11 protein-coding genes are annotated in these 15438 nt (G+C 67.2%); 4 read left to right on the top strand and 7 right to left on the bottom strand.

Annotated elements, in window-relative coordinates; genetic code table 11:
* Positions 1-266 precede the first annotated feature (266 nt).
* Positions 267-554, top strand: coding sequence for a PepSY domain-containing protein (locus tag D8S75_RS09600; RefSeq protein WP_119966393.1), 288 nt, complete (start codon positions 267-269; stop codon positions 552-554).
* Between the two features lie 77 nt (positions 555-631).
* On the opposite strand, the gene D8S75_RS09605 is transcribed toward D8S75_RS09600, so the two are convergent.
* Complete coding sequence (locus D8S75_RS09605) at positions 632-1600, bottom strand: AraC-like ligand-binding domain-containing protein (RefSeq protein WP_119966130.1); 969 nt, start codon at positions 1598-1600, stop codon at positions 632-634.
* A 240-nt stretch (positions 1601-1840) separates the two neighbouring features.
* Entirely contained in the window at positions 1841-3142 is a 1302-nt protein-coding gene (gene gabT, locus D8S75_RS09610) for a 4-aminobutyrate--2-oxoglutarate transaminase (protein ID WP_119966131.1), read from the bottom strand.
* Between the two features lie 167 nt (positions 3143-3309).
* Here gabT and D8S75_RS09615 point away from each other — a divergent pair, with 167 nt between their 5' ends.
* From D8S75_RS09615 to D8S75_RS09625, 3 genes are all read left to right on the top strand, one after another.
* Positions 3310-4701 (top strand): aminotransferase-like domain-containing protein, encoded by a 1392-nt coding sequence (locus D8S75_RS09615; protein WP_119966132.1) that lies wholly within the window; start codon positions 3310-3312, stop codon positions 4699-4701.
* A 67-nt stretch (positions 4702-4768) separates the two neighbouring features.
* Positions 4769-7417 carry an alanine--tRNA ligase gene (gene alaS, locus D8S75_RS09620; protein ID WP_119966133.1) on the top strand — a complete coding sequence of 883 codons (2649 nt, stop codon included), beginning with the start codon at positions 4769-4771 and terminating at the stop codon, positions 7415-7417.
* 56 nt (positions 7418-7473) lie between these two features.
* Complete coding sequence (locus tag D8S75_RS09625; protein WP_119966134.1) at positions 7474-10434, top strand: HD domain-containing phosphohydrolase; 2961 nt, start codon at positions 7474-7476, stop codon at positions 10432-10434.
* A 35-nt stretch (positions 10435-10469) separates the two neighbouring features.
* Here the strand turns inward: D8S75_RS09625 and D8S75_RS09630 are convergent, their stop codons facing one another.
* The 5 genes from D8S75_RS09630 to D8S75_RS09650 all read right to left on the bottom strand — a co-directional run bounded on the left by D8S75_RS09630 (position 10470) and on the right by D8S75_RS09650 (position 15339).
* A complete protein-coding gene (locus D8S75_RS09630) occupies positions 10470-11501 on the bottom strand; it encodes a GGDEF domain-containing protein (protein WP_119966135.1) in 1032 nt (343 codons plus the stop codon).
* Positions 11502-11521: 20 nt separating this feature from the next.
* Entirely contained in the window at positions 11522-12331 is an 810-nt protein-coding gene (gene trmB / locus D8S75_RS09635; RefSeq protein ID WP_119966136.1) for a tRNA (guanosine(46)-N7)-methyltransferase TrmB, read from the bottom strand.
* Positions 12289-13263 (bottom strand): tRNA glutamyl-Q(34) synthetase GluQRS, encoded by a 975-nt coding sequence (gene gluQRS / locus D8S75_RS09640; RefSeq protein ID WP_119966137.1) that lies wholly within the window; start codon positions 13261-13263, stop codon positions 12289-12291. Before gluQRS ends, trmB begins: the two co-directional genes overlap by 43 nt.
* Positions 13260-14318: an NAD(P)/FAD-dependent oxidoreductase gene (locus D8S75_RS09645; RefSeq protein ID WP_119966138.1), complete on the bottom strand. Its 1059-nt coding sequence runs from the start codon at positions 14316-14318 to the stop codon at positions 13260-13262. Before D8S75_RS09645 ends, gluQRS begins: the two co-directional genes overlap by 4 nt.
* 82 nt (positions 14319-14400) lie before the next feature.
* On the bottom strand, positions 14401-15339 hold the full coding sequence (locus D8S75_RS09650; RefSeq protein WP_119966139.1) for a LysR family transcriptional regulator: 939 nt from the start codon (positions 15337-15339) through the stop codon (positions 14401-14403).
* Positions 15340-15438: the final 99 nt, after the last annotated feature.

Raw genomic sequence — 15438 nt, forward strand, 5'->3', positions numbered from 1 at the left:
CTGTGCGCGCCGCGAGCCAACGGCGTGCGATCCATGGGTCGTTTCGAGGGGCTGAAACGAAGCTCGGTACAGGAGAAATTCTGGGTTTGGAGCCCTTTTCTGGCTTGTGTCTGCGTGCACCACGGCTTGTGGTGGCGTGCACTGCCCGTCGGGACTTACCCTATCCCGCCGGGCCCCGCAGGGCGGCCCTGCCGTTCAGACGATCTTCAGGTGGCGTGCCCAGAATTCCTGCCATGCCAGTCCGGCATGCCAACCAGGAGATCGCCATGAACACCCGTTACTTTCAAATCGCCGCAGCCGCCTTGTCGTTGCTCGCCACCTCCGCATACGCCGACTCCCGCTGCACGAGCGCGCCATCGGCCACCGCGGTGACCCAGGAGACCGTGCTGCGCCAGCTGGCCGACGCGGGCCACACGATCGAGCGCTTCGAGGTGACCAAGGGGCAGTGCTACAAGATGCGCGGCTGGGACAAGGCGGGCAATCGCGTCAAGATGGTGTTCGACCCGGCCGATGGCCGGATCGTGAAGTCGGAGCTGCATTCCCGCGCTTCATGAGGCCCGCGCGAGTGGCTCGGTCACGTTCCCGGCAAGGCACTGCCACGGCAGTGCCTTGCCGTTTTGGGGTGTCGGTGTCAGCCTTGGTGGGGCGCCGGAGCAGGGCGCCGCTTCAGTACGTCGCTGGGCGTTTCACCGTAGCGCCGCTTGAAGGCATGGCTGAACTGGGTTTGATCGTTGAAGCCGCAGGCATAGGCGATTTGCGCGACGGAACTGCCCGTGGGGGCCAGGGACAGTTGCTCGTAGGCCGATTGCAGGCGCAGGTCACGGATCCATTGCGATACGGTCTGTCCCGTGTCCTTGAAGAGGTCGTGCAGGTAGCGCAACGAGATGCCGTTCTCGGTGGCGATGGCTTCGGGATCGAGGTGCGGATCGGCCAGTTGCTGCCGGGTGTAGGCCTCGATGCGGGCCAGATGGGCCGTGCGCACGATGGACAGCGAGGACTGCAGGACCGAGGGCGCTTCCTTGAGCGCGATACCGAGCAGTTCGATCAATTGCATGCCCATGAGCGCCAGGGCGCCCTGGCTTTGCTGGGGGGTGCAGTGCCGGGTGATCAGCTGCAGGTAGTCGCTGAAGAGCTTGCCCATGCCCGTGGTGGTGTCGAAATGCTGGGCGCAGAAGCGGTTGGTGTTGCCCACGCGCGCCTTGAGCGCGGTATCCGGCAGCTTGAGCACCCACATGTCGTTGTGGGCGGCGTGGCTGAATTCGTAGGGCTCGTCGCTGTGTTCCAGGATGAACTGACCGGGCGCGCAACGGGTCTGGCGCCCGAGCTGGGAGAACTCCACCTCGCTGCGCAGGGGGACGGTGACCAGGATCTGCGGCGCGCCGGCCCGGCAATGCTGGTTCAGCCGCTGGTATTGCAGCGCGCTGCAATCGAGCCGCGACAAGGACACCAGCCCCAGATCCCAGGATTCCAGGGTGCCGCTGAACTGGTGGTGGTCGCGGAAATTGAGCTGAAGATGGAAGTAGGCGTTGGCAATGACATCGCGCCAGAAACCGAATTCATGGTTTTTCGGGACATCGGCCGTGGAAAAGCGCTGGTACATGGCGCATGCCTCAGGAGTGACGGACAGCCTGTCTGCCGGGCATCTGCTTCGATGTGCGGGTGGAGTCTTGCCGTGGGGTAGGGCCGACTCTAAAGGTGGAAAATCTTCGGGTCATTGGGTTTTCTACCTATCCGCTGGCGCCTTCCCTGCCGGGGCGCTGGAACGGCCACAGCCCGGTGCGGCGCGGGCCGCATCGGGCTGGGCGTGGCCTGCAAGGCAGGCCTGGCGAGGAGGGATGGTTTAGCGTGCGCCGCCGACGGCCTCCAGGGAGGCGCCGATGATGGCCAGGCCTTCGTCCAGCAGCGCGTCGCTGGCCGTCAGCGGCACCAGGATGCGGATCACGTTGCCGTAGGTGCCGCAGGTCAGCAGGATCAGACCGCGCTTGGCGGCTTCGGCCGACAGGGCCTTGGCCAGGGCAGCGTCGGGTTGGTGTGGGTTGCCGTCCTGGCACAGTTCCATAGCCACCATGGCGCCCAGGCCGCGTACTTGCGCCACGCAGCGGTGCTTTTGCGCCAGGGCCTGCAGGCCACCCACCAGGCGCAGGCCCACGTCTTCGGAGCGTTGCAGCAGGTTTTCCTTCTCGAACACATCCAGCACGGCCAGCGCCGCAGCGCAGGCCAGCGGGCTGCCAGCATAGGTGCCGCCCAGGCCGCCGGGGGCGGCGGCGTCCATCACATCGGCACGGCCGACCACGGCGGAAATCGGGAAACCGCCCGCCATGGACTTGGCCATGGTGATGAGATCCGGGGCCACGCCGCTGTGCTCGATGGCGAACCACTTGCCGGTGCGGCCGGCGCCGGTCTGCACCTCGTCGGCGATCAGCAGGATGCCGTGCTGGTCGCAGATGGCGCGCAGGTGCTGCAGCAGCGCGGGCGGCGCGATGTTGAAGCCGCCTTCACCCTGCACCGGCTCGATGATGATGGCCGCCACGCGGCTGGGCTCGATGTCGTTCTTGAAGATGCTTTCCAGCGAGTCGATGGCGTCCTGCACGCTCACGCCATGCAGTTCGGTGGGGAAGCGTGCATGGAAGATCTCGGCCGGGAAGGGGCCGAAGCCTGCCTTGTAGGGCACGACCTTGCCGGTCATGCCCATGGTCATCATGGTGCGGCCGTGGTAGCCGCCGGTGAAGGCAATGATGCCGGAGCGGCCGGTGTGGGCGCGCGCGATCTTCACGGCGTTTTCCACGGCCTCGGCGCCGGTGGTGAGGAACAAAGTCTTCTTGGCGAAGTTGCCCGGGGCCTTGGCGTTCAGGCGCTCGGCCAGCTCCACGTAGGGCTCGTAGGCCAGAACCTGGAAGCAGGTGTGGGTGTAGCGGTCGAGCTGGTCCTTGACGGCCTGGATGACGGCGGGGTGGCGGTGGCCGGTGTTCAGCACCGCGATGCCCCCGGCGAAGTCGATGTAGCGACGGCCCTCGACGTCCCAGATCTCGGCGTTGTCGCCGCGCTCGATGAAAATCTGGTGGGAATGACCGACGCCGCGCGGAATGGCGGCCTCGCGGCGGGCAAAAAGGGCGGCGTTGTTCAGATGGGGGTCGCGTTGCATGGGGGTCCTTCGGGTGCGATGACAAGAGATTTCTGATCCTGGCGCCACTGTAGGAGTCCCCCCGCGCGGCTAACATATACAGATACCTTGCAAGCAGGAATGCACTGTGCTGTCCGGGCCACCTGTACAGACAAACCCTTGGTTGCAGGTGCAATGTCTGGTACCCCATGTTCTCTTTGAATCCCCAAGCATCGACGCCGCTGGTCCTCCAGGTTGTGGAGGGCTTCCGGCAGCTCGTCGAAGATGGCACGCTGCGTGCCGGAACCAAGCTGCCGTCGATACGGCAGTTCGCCCATGCCCATGGCGTGAGCGTTTACACGGTGGTCGATGCCTATGACCGCCTGGTGGCGCAGGGCTACTTCGTGTCGCGCCCGCATTCGGGTTTTTTCGTGCGCCGGCGGGCCGATACCGCGCAGGCCGCGCCCGGACCGGCGGGCCAGTACAGCTTCGACTCCATGTGGTACATGCAGCGCATCTTCGAGAACCGTGCGCTGCGGCTCAAGCCCGGCTGCGGCTGGCTGCCCGGCGACTGGCTGTTTTCCGAGGGCGTGCGGCGCGGCCTGCGCGCGCTGGCCGCCGAAGAGGTGGACCTGGGCGGCTACGGCGAGCCCAAGGGCTACCTGCCGCTGCGCCAGCTGGTGCGCGACCTGCTGGCCGAGCATGAGGTCGTGGCCACGGCCGAGCAGGTGCTGCTGACCCAGGGGTCGAGCCAGGCGATGGACCTCGTCGCGCGCCAGCTCGTGCGCGCGGGCGACGCCGTGCTGGTGGACGAGCCGGGCTATGCCAACCTGCTGTCGTCGCTGCGCTTCCTGGGCGCGCGCCTCGTGGGCGCGCCACGCACCCCGTCGGGCTATGACCTGGATGTGCTCGAAGCGCGCATCCAGGAGCACCGCCCCAAGGTCTTCTTCACGCAGCCCCGGCTGCAAAGCCCCACCGGCTCCACGGCCCAGGTGGCGCACCTGTACCGCCTGCTGCAACTGGCCGAAAAATACGATTTCGTGGTGGTGGAAAACGATATCTACGCCGACCTGGACCCCGAGCCGCGCCCCACCTTGGCCAGCCTGGACCAGCTGCGCCGCGTGGTCTACATCAGCAGCTTCTCCAAGACCATCTCGCCCAACATCCGCGTGGGCTACCTGGCCGCGCACGCCGACCTGCTCGAAGAGCTGGCGCGGCTCAAGATGATCTCGGGCCTGACCTCGTCCGAGTTCACCGAGCGCCTGGTCTACGGCGCCTTGCTCGATGGCCGCTGGCGCAAGCACACCAAGGCCCTGCGCGACCGCCTGGCGGTGGCGCAGCAGCGCGTGGCCGCGAGCCTGCTGGATCTGGGCTTCGAGCTGTTCGTCGAGCCCAAGGCAGGCATGCTGCAGTGGGCGCGCCACCCGGCGATCGAGAATTCCAGCGAACTGGCCTACAAGGCGGCCGAGCAGGACATCCTGCTCGGACCCGGCCATCTGTTCATGCTCGATCTGCAGCCCAGCCCCTGGCTGCGTTTCAACGTGGCGCACTGCCAGGACGAAACCGTGTTCGCATTCCTGCGCAGCCAGACGACGGGCTGAAAAACCCTAAAATCACCGGTTCGCCTGTTTTTTCAGCGCCGCCGCTCTCCCTTCCGAGAAGAAAACCATGACCCCCAGCTTCACCGTTGCCGACATCCGCAAGACCTTCCTGGACTTTTTCGCCTCCAAGGGCCACACCGTCGTGGCGTCCAGCCCCCTGGTGCCGGGCAACGACCCGACGCTGATGTTCACCAACTCCGGCATGGTGCAGTTCAAGGACGTGTTCCTCGGTACCGACAAGCGCCCCTACGTGCGCGCGGCTTCGGTGCAGGCCTGCCTGCGCGCCGGCGGCAAGCACAACGACTTGGAGAACGTGGGCTACACCGCGCGCCACCACACCTTCTTCGAGATGCTGGGCAACTGGAGCTTCGGCGACTACTTCAAGCGCGAATCGCTCAAGTGGGCCTGGGAGCTGCTGACCGAGGTCTACAAGCTGCCGGCCGACCGCCTGCTGGCGACGGTGTACGAAGAGGACGACGAGGCCTACGACATCTGGACCAAGGAAATCGGCCTGCCGCCCGAGCGCGTGATCCGTATCGGCGACAACAAGGGCGGGCGCTACAAGTCCGACAACTTCTGGATGATGGCCGACACCGGCCCCTGCGGCCCGTGCTCGGAAATCTTCTACGACCATGGCGACCACATCCCTGGCGGCCCCCCGGGCAGCCCCGAGGAAGACGGCGACCGCTTCATCGAGATCTGGAACAACGTGTTCATGCAGTTCAATATGGCGGAAGACGGCTCGGTGACGCCGCTGCCCGCGCCTTGCGTGGACACCGGCATGGGCCTGGAACGCCTCGCCGCCATCCTGCAGCACGTGCACAGCAACTACGAGATCGACCTGTTCGACCAGCTCATCAAGGCCGCGGCCCGCGAAACCGGCGTGACCGATCTGGACAACAAGAGCCTGCGCGTGATCGCCGACCACATCCGCGCCACCGCCTTCCTGGTGAGCGACGGCGTGATTCCCAGCAATGAAGGGCGCGGCTACGTGCAGCGCCGCATCGTGCGCCGCGCTATCCGCCATGGGTACAAACTGGGTCAGAAGACGCCGTTCTTCCACAAGCTCGTGGCCGACCTGGCGCGCCTGATGGGCGATGCCTATCCCGCGATCCGTGCGCAGGAGCAGCGCATCACCGAGGTGCTCAAGGTCGAGGAAGAACGCTTCTTCGAGACCCTGGCCAACGGCATGGAAATTCTTGAAACTACAGTCTATGGACTTGAGTGGAATGGAACATCCAAGCCAAAAGTTGGGCGAGTTCTTGGGGAGGTCGCGTTTAAGTTGCACGACACCTATGGATTTCCACTTGACCTTACGGCAGATGTCTGTCGCGAATGGGATGTCGAAGTGGACAAAGACGGTTTCGTCGCAGCCATGGAAAAGCAGAAGGCCCAGGCCCGCGCTGCCGGCAAGTTCAAGATGGACAAGGCGCTGGACTACACCGGCGCTGGCAACGAGTTCGTGGGCTACGAAAAGCTGGAATCTGCTGCAAAAATCGTAGCTATCTACGTTGATGGCACCAGCGTCGCAGCGCTGAAAGAGGGGCAGAACGGCGTGGTCGTGCTCGACACGACGCCGTTCTACGCCGAGAGCGGCGGCCAGGTGGGCGACGAGGGCGTTCTCACCAGCGGCTCGGCCCGCTTCGCCGTGGGCGACACGCTCAAGATCAAGGCCGACGTGTACGGCCACCACGGCACGCTGGAAGCCGGCACGCTCAACGTGGGCGACCATGTGACCGCGGCGGTGAACACCGCCGTGCGCGCCGCCACCGTGCGCAACCACTCGGCCACCCACCTCATGCACAAGGCGCTGCGCGAGGTGCTGGGCAGCCATGTGCAGCAGAAGGGCAGCCTGGTCAATGCCGAGCGCACGCGCTTCGACTTCGCGCACAACGCGCCCGTGACCGACGCCGAGATCCGTGAGATCGAACGCCGCGTCAACGATGAAATCCTCGCCAACGCCGCCGCCCAGGCGCGCGTGATGGACATCGAGTCGGCCCAGAAGACCGGCGCCATGATGCTGTTCGGCGAGAAGTACGGCGAGACCGTGCGCGTGCTCGACATCGGCTCCAGCCGTGAACTGTGCGGTGGCACGCACGTGCAGCGCACGGGCGACATCGGCCTGTTCAAGGTGGTGGCCGAGGGTGGCGTGGCCGCCGGCGTGCGCCGCATCGAGGCGGTGACGGGCGCGAACGCGCTGGCCTACCTGCAGCAGCTCGAAGACACGGTGAACCAGGCCGCTGGCGCGCTCAAGGCGCCCACGGCCGAACTGACGGCGCGCATCGGCGGTGCGCTCGAACAGATCAAGGCGCTGGAGAAGGAAGTGGCCGCGCTCAAGGGCAAGCTCGCTTCCAGCCAGGGCGACGAACTGGTCGGCCAGGCCGTGGACGTGAAGGGCCTCAAGGTGCTGGCCGCCCGCCTGGAAGGCGCCGACGCCAAGACGCTGCGCGACACCATGGACAAGCTCAAGGACAAGCTCAAGACCGCCGCCATCGTGCTGGCCGCCGTGGACGGCGACAAGGTGCAGCTCGCCGCTGGTGTGACGCAGGACGCCATTGGCAAGGTGAAGGCGGGCGATCTGGTCAACTTCGTCGCCAGCCAAGTTGGCGGCAAGGGCGGCGGCAAGCCCGACATGGCCATGGCCGGCGGCACCGATGCCTCCAAACTGGCCGGCGCACTGGCCTCGGTCGCGGATTGGGTGGCGCAGAAGGTGTGATGCCTGCGGACAACAGCCGGGTGACTTAGGGCGGGCTTTTCCCCTACATTGGGTGCATGGACTCCATGCGCCAGCAACCCGGGCCGGTGCCCGCCAGCCGCCGTGCCGCGCCCGTGGACGCGGAAGATGTGCATTGGTGGCACCGGATCACGATCCCTTCCGGACTGCTGATCAGCTCGCTGGTGGTGGCCGCCATGCTGTTGCTGTCTGGCCTGCTTGCCTACCAGGCCAGCACCACGGCCCGCGAGGCCATCCTGGCCGCTTCCGAGGACAGCGCGCAGCGCATCAGCCTCATCATCAGCGAGCGGGTGCGCCGCATCGTCGACCCGGCCGATGCCATCATCCGGCAACTGGCCTTCGATCCCATCACCTCGGCGACGACCTTGCCCTCGCGCATGCGCCGGCTGCCGGTGCTGGCGCGCGTTCTGGAGCAGAACGCGCTGTTGTCCGCGGTCTTCATCGGCTATCCGGATGGGCAGTTCCTGCTGGTGCGGCCGTTGCGCGACCCGGCGTTGCGCCAGCGCCTGGGTGCACCCGACACGGCGGCCTTTCTGGTGCAATCCATGTCCAGGGAGCGGGGCGCGGCGGATCTGGTGGGGCGCTGGGGGTTCTACAGCGCTCAGTTGCGGCCTGTCGCGTCCGTGGTGCGCCCGGACTACCGCTATGACCCGCGCACCCGCCCCTGGTACCAGGAGGCGCTGGAGCAGAACGGCCAGATCCTGACCGCTCCCTACCTGTTCTTCACGACACGCGAGGTGGGCGTGACCCTGAGCCAGCCCAGCGAGGATGGGCGCGCCATCCTCGGGCTGGACGTTGCGCTGCCCGATCTGGGGCGCGAGATCGAATCCCTGCGCCTCATCCCCGACACCGAGATCGTGGTGGTGGACCGGGACCAGCGGGTGCTGGCCTATCCGGACATGTCCCGGGTGCTGGAGTCCGGCGATGGACCGAGCCTGAATCTGCGCACGCTCGACAGCCTGGGCATTCCCAGCCTGTCGGAAGTGCACCGGCTGGACATCCAGCCCGGGGAGTCGCGGCGCTTCACGGTCCACGGCAGGGAGTGGCTGGGGCAGGTGCAGCCGCTGCAATCGCTGCGCTGGCGGGACCTGAATATCCTGATGGCTGTTCCCACGAGTGAATTGCTGTCGGGCATCGACGAGAGCCTGCGGCGCCATGCCTGGGTGGCCGCCAGCAGCATTCTCTTCATGGTGTTCCTGGGGGCGCTCGCTGGACGGCGCGTGGGGCGCAGCCTCTCCATCCTCGCGGCACAAGCCGAGGCCCTGGCGCGCTTCGACTTCCGCCGGTTCGAACGTCCCCGGTCCTATGTGCGCGAGATGCGCGATCTGGGGCGGGTGATGGACAGCATGTCCGAGACCATCGCCAAGTTCCTGGACATCACGCACCACATCAGCGCCGAGTCGCGGCTCGACCTGATGCTGTCGAGCGTGCTGTACGAACTGGTGCGCACCACCCACTGCAGCAGCGGTGCGGTGTACCTGGTGGCGGGCGATGGCAAGGGACTGGAGCGCATCGCGCGCTATTGCGAGGACCCGGAGGAGCATGTGCACTATCCCGATCGCCTGCCCATGGCGCATTTCATCAACCATGCCGATGCGCTGGATGGCGACCAGGATGGCAGGGGCGGTGATGGCGGGCGCCGGCATCCGCTGCGTGTGCAGTTGCGCACCCGCGATGGCCAGCCCCTGGGGGTGCTCTCGCTGCGCTATGTGTCCGACTACCGCATGGACGATGCCAACTTCCGCGTCTTCGTGGAAAAGCTCTCCGGCACCCTGTCGGTGGCCATCGAAACGCGCAACCTCATCGAAGGGCAGAAGCGGCTGTTCGACGCCATGATCCGTTTGCTGGCCGATGCCATCGACGCGAAGAGCCCGTACACCGGCGGCCATTGCGAGCGCGTGCCGCAGCTGGCGGAGATGCTGATGCAGCGCCTGTGCGAGGCGCGCGAAGGCGCGTTCGCCGCGGTGCGCATGACCGAGGCCGAGCGCGAGGAATTCCGTTTGGGTGCCTGGCTGCACGACTGCGGCAAGGTCACCAGCCCCGAGCATGTGATCGACAAGGCCACCAAGCTCGAAACCCTCTACAACCGCATCCACGAGGTGCGCATGCGCTTCGAGGTGTTGTGGCGCGATGCCGAGATCAGCTACTGGCAGCAGCGCGAGGCCGGGATCGATGCCGATGGCCTGGGTGCGCACCTGCGGGCGCAGCAGGCCCGGCTGCAGGAAGAATTCGCCTTCGTCGCACGCTGCAATGTGGGCGGCGAGGCCATGGCGGACGCGGATATCGTGCGCCTGGCGGCCATCGGTGCCCAACCCTGGCAGCGCCATTTCGACCACCGGCTCGGCCTTTCGTCGGCCGAACTCGACCGGCTCGGCGCCTCCGGCACCGGTCCGCTGCCCGCCACCGAGCGCCTGCTGGCCGACCGGCCCGACCATATCGTTCCCTGGGGCGAGCGCCGGCCTCCGGTGGAGCGGGACAACCCCGCCAACCGCTGGGGTTTCGACATGGTGCTGCCCGCGCAGGCGGCCCACCTGGGCGAGCTGCACAACCTCTCCGTGCGGCGCGGAACGCTCACCGAGGAGGACCGTTTCAAGATCAATGAGCACATCGTCCAGACCATCATCATGCTCAGCAGCCTGCCGTTTCCGCCGCACCTGGCCCGCGTGCCGGACATCGCGGGAACCCACCACGAGAAGATGGACGGCACGGGGTACCCGCGCGGCCTGACCGGGGAGCAGCTCACGCTGGCCGACCGCGTGATGGCGCTGGCCGACATCTTCGAGGCCCTCACGGCAGCGGACCGGCCCTACAAGCCGGCCAAGACGCTGTCGGAGTCACTGGCCATCATGGCCACCATGGCGCGCCAGCAGCACATCGATGCCGAGGTATTCCGGTTCTTCCTGCGCAGCGGCGTGTGGCGCGAGTATGCCGAGCGTTTCCTTTCGCCGCTGCAGCGCGACACGGTGGATGTGGATGCGCTGGAGGGGGCGTTGGGCTGAGCTTTTGCACAGGCTCCAAGAACGTAAAAACGTTCTTAGAACAGCTCGACGTCGTCGTTGCTGACCTTGGCCTGCAGGTGCCCCTCGGCCACGAGGTCGTCGTAGAAGCGCACCTGGTTGCGGCCGTTTTCCTTGGCGAAATAGAGCGCCTGGTCGGCCTGGCCCAGGATTTCGACCGGCGAGCCGTTGGCCGTGGACACGAAGCCCACGCTGACCGTGACCTGGCCGACCTGCGGGAAGTAGTAGTCCTCGACGTTCTTGCGGAAGCGGTTGAAGACCTTGTGCGCCGTGGACAGGCTGGTCGAGCGCAGCAGCACCACGAATTCCTCGCCGCCGAAGCGGAAGATCCGGTCGTGGCTGCGGAAGGATGAGCGCAGGATATTGGCCACGAGGATCAGCACCTCGTCGCCATACAGGTGGCCGAAGCGGTCGTTGACCTGCTTGAAGTGGTCGATGTCCACGACCGCCAGCCACTGGTGGGCGGCATCGTCGATGGTTTCGCTGTCGCTCGGGATGGGCTGCCGCTCGCTCGCCTCCGGGGAGGTGAAGCGCGAGAACTGTTCGTCGAAGGTCTTGCGGTTGAACAGCCCGGTGAGGGCATCGCGTTCACTGTAGTCCAGGAGGCTTTGGTAGTTTTTGTAGACGTGGAAGACGCTGGTGATGATGTCGATCTTCTGCGACGAGAAGGGGCGCGACTGGATGACTTCCAGGCAGGTCGTCACCTTGTCCTGCATCCAGACCGGCAGCCACATGCAGTGGCGGCCCTTGCCCAGCATGGCGATGGCATGGGCGGCGCGCGATTCGATGCACTCGTGCAGGGCCGGGATCTGCGCGATGGCCTGGGCCTGCGGGTCGGTGGCCGCCTCGGATTCGGCCGACATCCACTGGCCGTTGTCCATCCAGGTGCGCGGGCGCATGAAAAGCTCGCCGTCCCGGGTGAAAACCTCCAGGGAACGCACCTGCACGATGCTGCTGAGCGATTGCAGCGTGGAGAGCACCGACACCTCCAACCGCAAGTGGTCGCGGTGGCCGGTCATTTCTACCAGGTTCTGCAGGATGGGCTTCATGCGCTCAGGGCTTCCGTGGATTACGTGCGTCGCTGGAACACCAAATCCCACACGCCATGCCCGAGCCGCAGCCCCCGGTTCTCGAATTTGGTGAGCGGGCGGTAATCGGGCTGGGGGGCATAGCCCTCGGCGGTGTTGGTCAGCAGCGGTTCTGCGGCGAGGACCTGCAGCATCTGCTCGGCATAGGGTTGCCAGTCGGTGGCGCAGTGGATGTAGCCACCAGGCTTGAGCCGCGCGGCCAGCTTGGCCACCAGCGGCGGCTGGATCAGGCGGCGCTTGTTGTGCTTCTTCTTGTGCCAGGGGTCGGGGAAGAAGATGTGCACGCCGTCGAGGCTGCCGGGTGGCAGCATGTGGTCGATGACTTCGACCGCGTCATGCTGCAGGATGCGGATATTGGTCTGGCCCTGCTCGCCGATGCGCTTGAGCAGCGCGCCGACGCCGGGTTCGTGGACCTCGCAGCAGAGAAAGTTGTCCTGCGGCCGCACGCGGGCGATGTGGGCCGTGGCCTCGCCCATGCCGAAGCCGATTTCGAGCACCAGGGGAGCGCTGCGGCCAAAGGCGACCGGGGCATCCAGCGGCGCGGGAGCATAGGGCAGGATGAAGCGGGGGCCCAGGTCCTCGAAAGCCTTGGCCTGGCCCGTGGTGGTGCGGCCAGCGCGGCGCACGAAACTCTTGATGGTCTTGGGGTGGGCGATGCCCGCAGGGGCCTGGCCTGTCAAGGGCGTGGCGGAATCCGGCTGCGAGGGGGAAGTGGGGCCCGTCGGGGCCGCGAAGGAAGGCTGTTCTGTCACGATGATTGATTGTAGAGATGCATCCATGCCTTGACCCATTGGAAAAGGGCCTCATTCAGCGTGGTGTTGCGGGGATGCACCAATTTGGGTAGTCCCAGCAGGGCCGCCGCGGCTTCCAGGGCCAGCACCGGGTCGCCCAGGTCCAGCGGCGCCGCGCCATGCTGCTTGGAGAGCTTCTCGCCATCGGCGCCAAGCACCAGGGGGGTGTGCAGGTAGCGCGGCGTGGGCAGGCCCAGGGCCTGCTGCAGCAGGATCTGGCGCGGCGTATTGTCGGCCAAGTCCTCTCCGCGAACGATGTGGGTGATGCCTTGGGCGCCATCGTCCACCACCACGGCGAGCTGGTAGGCCCAGAGACCATCGGCGCGGCGCAGCACGAAGTCGCCCACGCTGCGCACCACGTCTTGCTGCTGCGCGCCAAGCCGGCGGTCCTGCCAGTGCAGGGTGCTGGATGCTATAAAAAAAGGAGCTATTGGCGCTTTGTGGATAGGCTCTGGAGGCCGTTTTTGCATAAAGTCCGTGGTGGCAAAGCGCCAGGCGCGGGCCGGACGGCCCCGCAGCCCGGCGCGGCAGGTACCGGGGTAGGGCAGTTCGGTGTGGCGTTGGCGCGCGTGCCCGGCGGCGGCGTGGGCTTGCTCGATGTCCTTGCGCGAGCAGGCGCAGGGGTAGGCCAGGCGGCGTTCCACGAGGCTGTCGAGCGCCTGCTGGTAGCGTGGTCCGTGCCGCGACTGCCATGCCGGTGGCTCGTCGGGCTGCAGGCCGCAGGCGGCGAGCTGGGCCAGGATGCGTTCACCCGCCCCAGCCTCGCAGCGCGGCGTGTCCACGTCCTCGATGCGTACCAGCCAGCGTCCGCCGCGTCCGCCGTTCCAGGCGCGGGCATCCAGCCAGCTTGCCAGGGCCGCCACGAGGGAGCCCGCATGCAGCGGGCCGGTGGGGGAGGGCGCGAACCGGCCGACGTAGCCGCCTGCCGTCATGCCACGGCGAGCGCGAGTTCCAGGCCGGAAATAAAGGCGTCTTCCAGGCGGTGGCCCAGGCACCAGTCGCCGCAGGCGCCGATGCCGGACTTGGCGTTCCACAGATGGCTGCGGCCCAGGGCCTTGGTGGTCTGGGCGTAGCGCCAGCGGCGCACATCGGCGTGGGCCGGCACGGCGCGGATGCCCGTGACTTCGGAGAAAGCCTTGATGAGCTTGGCTTGCACGCGCTCGGCATCGTCCTCCAGGTGCTCGGCCGACCAGGCCGGGCTGGCCTGCACGGTCCAGCGTTCGATGATGCTGCGCCCGGGCTTGGACGATTCGCGCGCCAGCCAGGCGATGCGGTGGTGCGTGCTGCGCGCCGCGTTCCATTGCGGCCCCAGCGTGGTGAGGCCGGGGCGCACGGCCTGCGGGAAGGCGAGCATCAGGGTCCAGCACGGTGCCGTCTCCACGCCGGCCATGGCCTGCGCCAAGTCCGCGCCCACGCCACTGCTGCCGAGCAGGGCCTGGGCGGGGGCGGCGGGCTGGGCCAGCAGCACGGCATCGAAGCCGGCGAAGACCTGCTGGGAGCCGTCGGCCGACTGGGTTTGCAGTTGCCAGCGGTTCGGGTCCAGGCGGTCGGGCTCGATGCGCAGCACATGGGTGCCCGTGCGCAGCTGGCCCGCCTGCAGCAGGGGCAGTGCCCAGGCATCCACCAGGCTGCCCATGCCGGGGCGGGCGACCCAGTGCGGATCGTTGGGAGCGGGGCTGGCGGCGACCACGCGGCCAGCGGCGTCGAGCACGCGCACGGTGTTGGCGCTCCAGGGGCGGCACAGGCCTGGAACGGTGGCCAGGGCCTGGGTGAAGCGCTCGTCGCGCACGGTGAAATACTGTGCTCCGGCATCGAAGCCGCCAAACGGTGTCTGGAGCGTGGTCGTCCGGCCGCCGGCATGGCTGGCCTTCTCGAAAACTGTGACCTGGTGCCCGGCCTGCACGAGCGTGCGGGCGCAGGCCACGCCGGCCATGCCGGCGCCGATCACGGCGATGCTGCGGGGACGGGAAGGTTTGCGAGAAGGCATGTGCGGTCTTTCGGTCAGGAGCCAGTGAAGGGATATGCGTGCGCGACCCATCCACTCTACACGCCCGGCGCGTGCTTGCGCGTCAAAAGTGGTGGTGGTTTTCCAGCAAGGCGCGGCGTGTCGTGGGGCTTTGCAGTTGGGTCAGCCACCATTGCAGCGCGCGGCCGGGCGCGGTGAAACCGGGGCCGCCCCAGGCGTAGTGCATGCGGATGCTGCGTTCGGGCCGGGCCACCTTGCGTTCCACCAGGTGGCCGGCCTCCAGGTAGGGGCGCACCATGGGCTCGGGCAGGAAGCCGCCGCCCATGCCGCGCAACTGCACCTGGACCTTGGCCTGCATGGTGTCCACGGTCAGCACGTCCTGTCCGCCCAGCAGGCCCATGGTCAGGCCGCCGCGCTGCGCCGAGTCGGCCACGGCCACGGCGCGGTGTTCCCGCAAGGTGGCATCGGTGATGGGCTCGGGGGCGCTGGCCAGCGGATGGTGTGGCGCCACCACGTAGATGAACAGCAGATCGCCCAGGGGCGCCTGCTGTAGTCCGGCGACATTGGAGCCCGCCACCGAGACGCCGATCGCCAGGTCGGCGCGGCCCGAGGTCAGCGCCTCCAGGGTGCCGCTCATGATGCCGTCGCTCAGCTTCAGGCGCGTGGGAGGGGCCAGCGCATAGAAGGCCTCCACCAGTTCGAGCAGGGTGTGCGGCGAGACCACGCCGTCCACCGAGATCGTGAGCTGCGGCTCCCAGCCCGTGGCGACACGGCGCACGCGGTTGGCCACGGCATCCACATCGCGCAGCAGCCGCGCGCCCTCGCGCAGCAACTCGGCCCCGGCCTCGGTGGGGCGTGCCTGGCGCGCGCTGCGGTCGAACAGCAGCACGTCGAGCGCATCCTCGATCTGGCGCACGCGGTAGGTCAGGGCGCTGGGCACCAGGCCCAGTTGCCGCGCGGCCGCGGCGAAGCTGCCGGCCTCGGCGATGACCTGCAGCATGGTGAGGTTCTCGGGCGTCAGGGCATCGCGCGTGTCTTGCATGGCGGCTGGCTGGGAGTTCAGATATTTTGAATTGTTCCATCAATCCCGCAGGCCCACGCGGCGTCACGCCGGTTCTACAGTGGAATCCAGAAAGGAGCA

The organism is Simplicispira lacusdiani (assembly GCF_003604195.1).
GTDB lineage: Bacteria > Pseudomonadota > Gammaproteobacteria > Burkholderiales > Burkholderiaceae_C > Simplicispira > Simplicispira lacusdiani.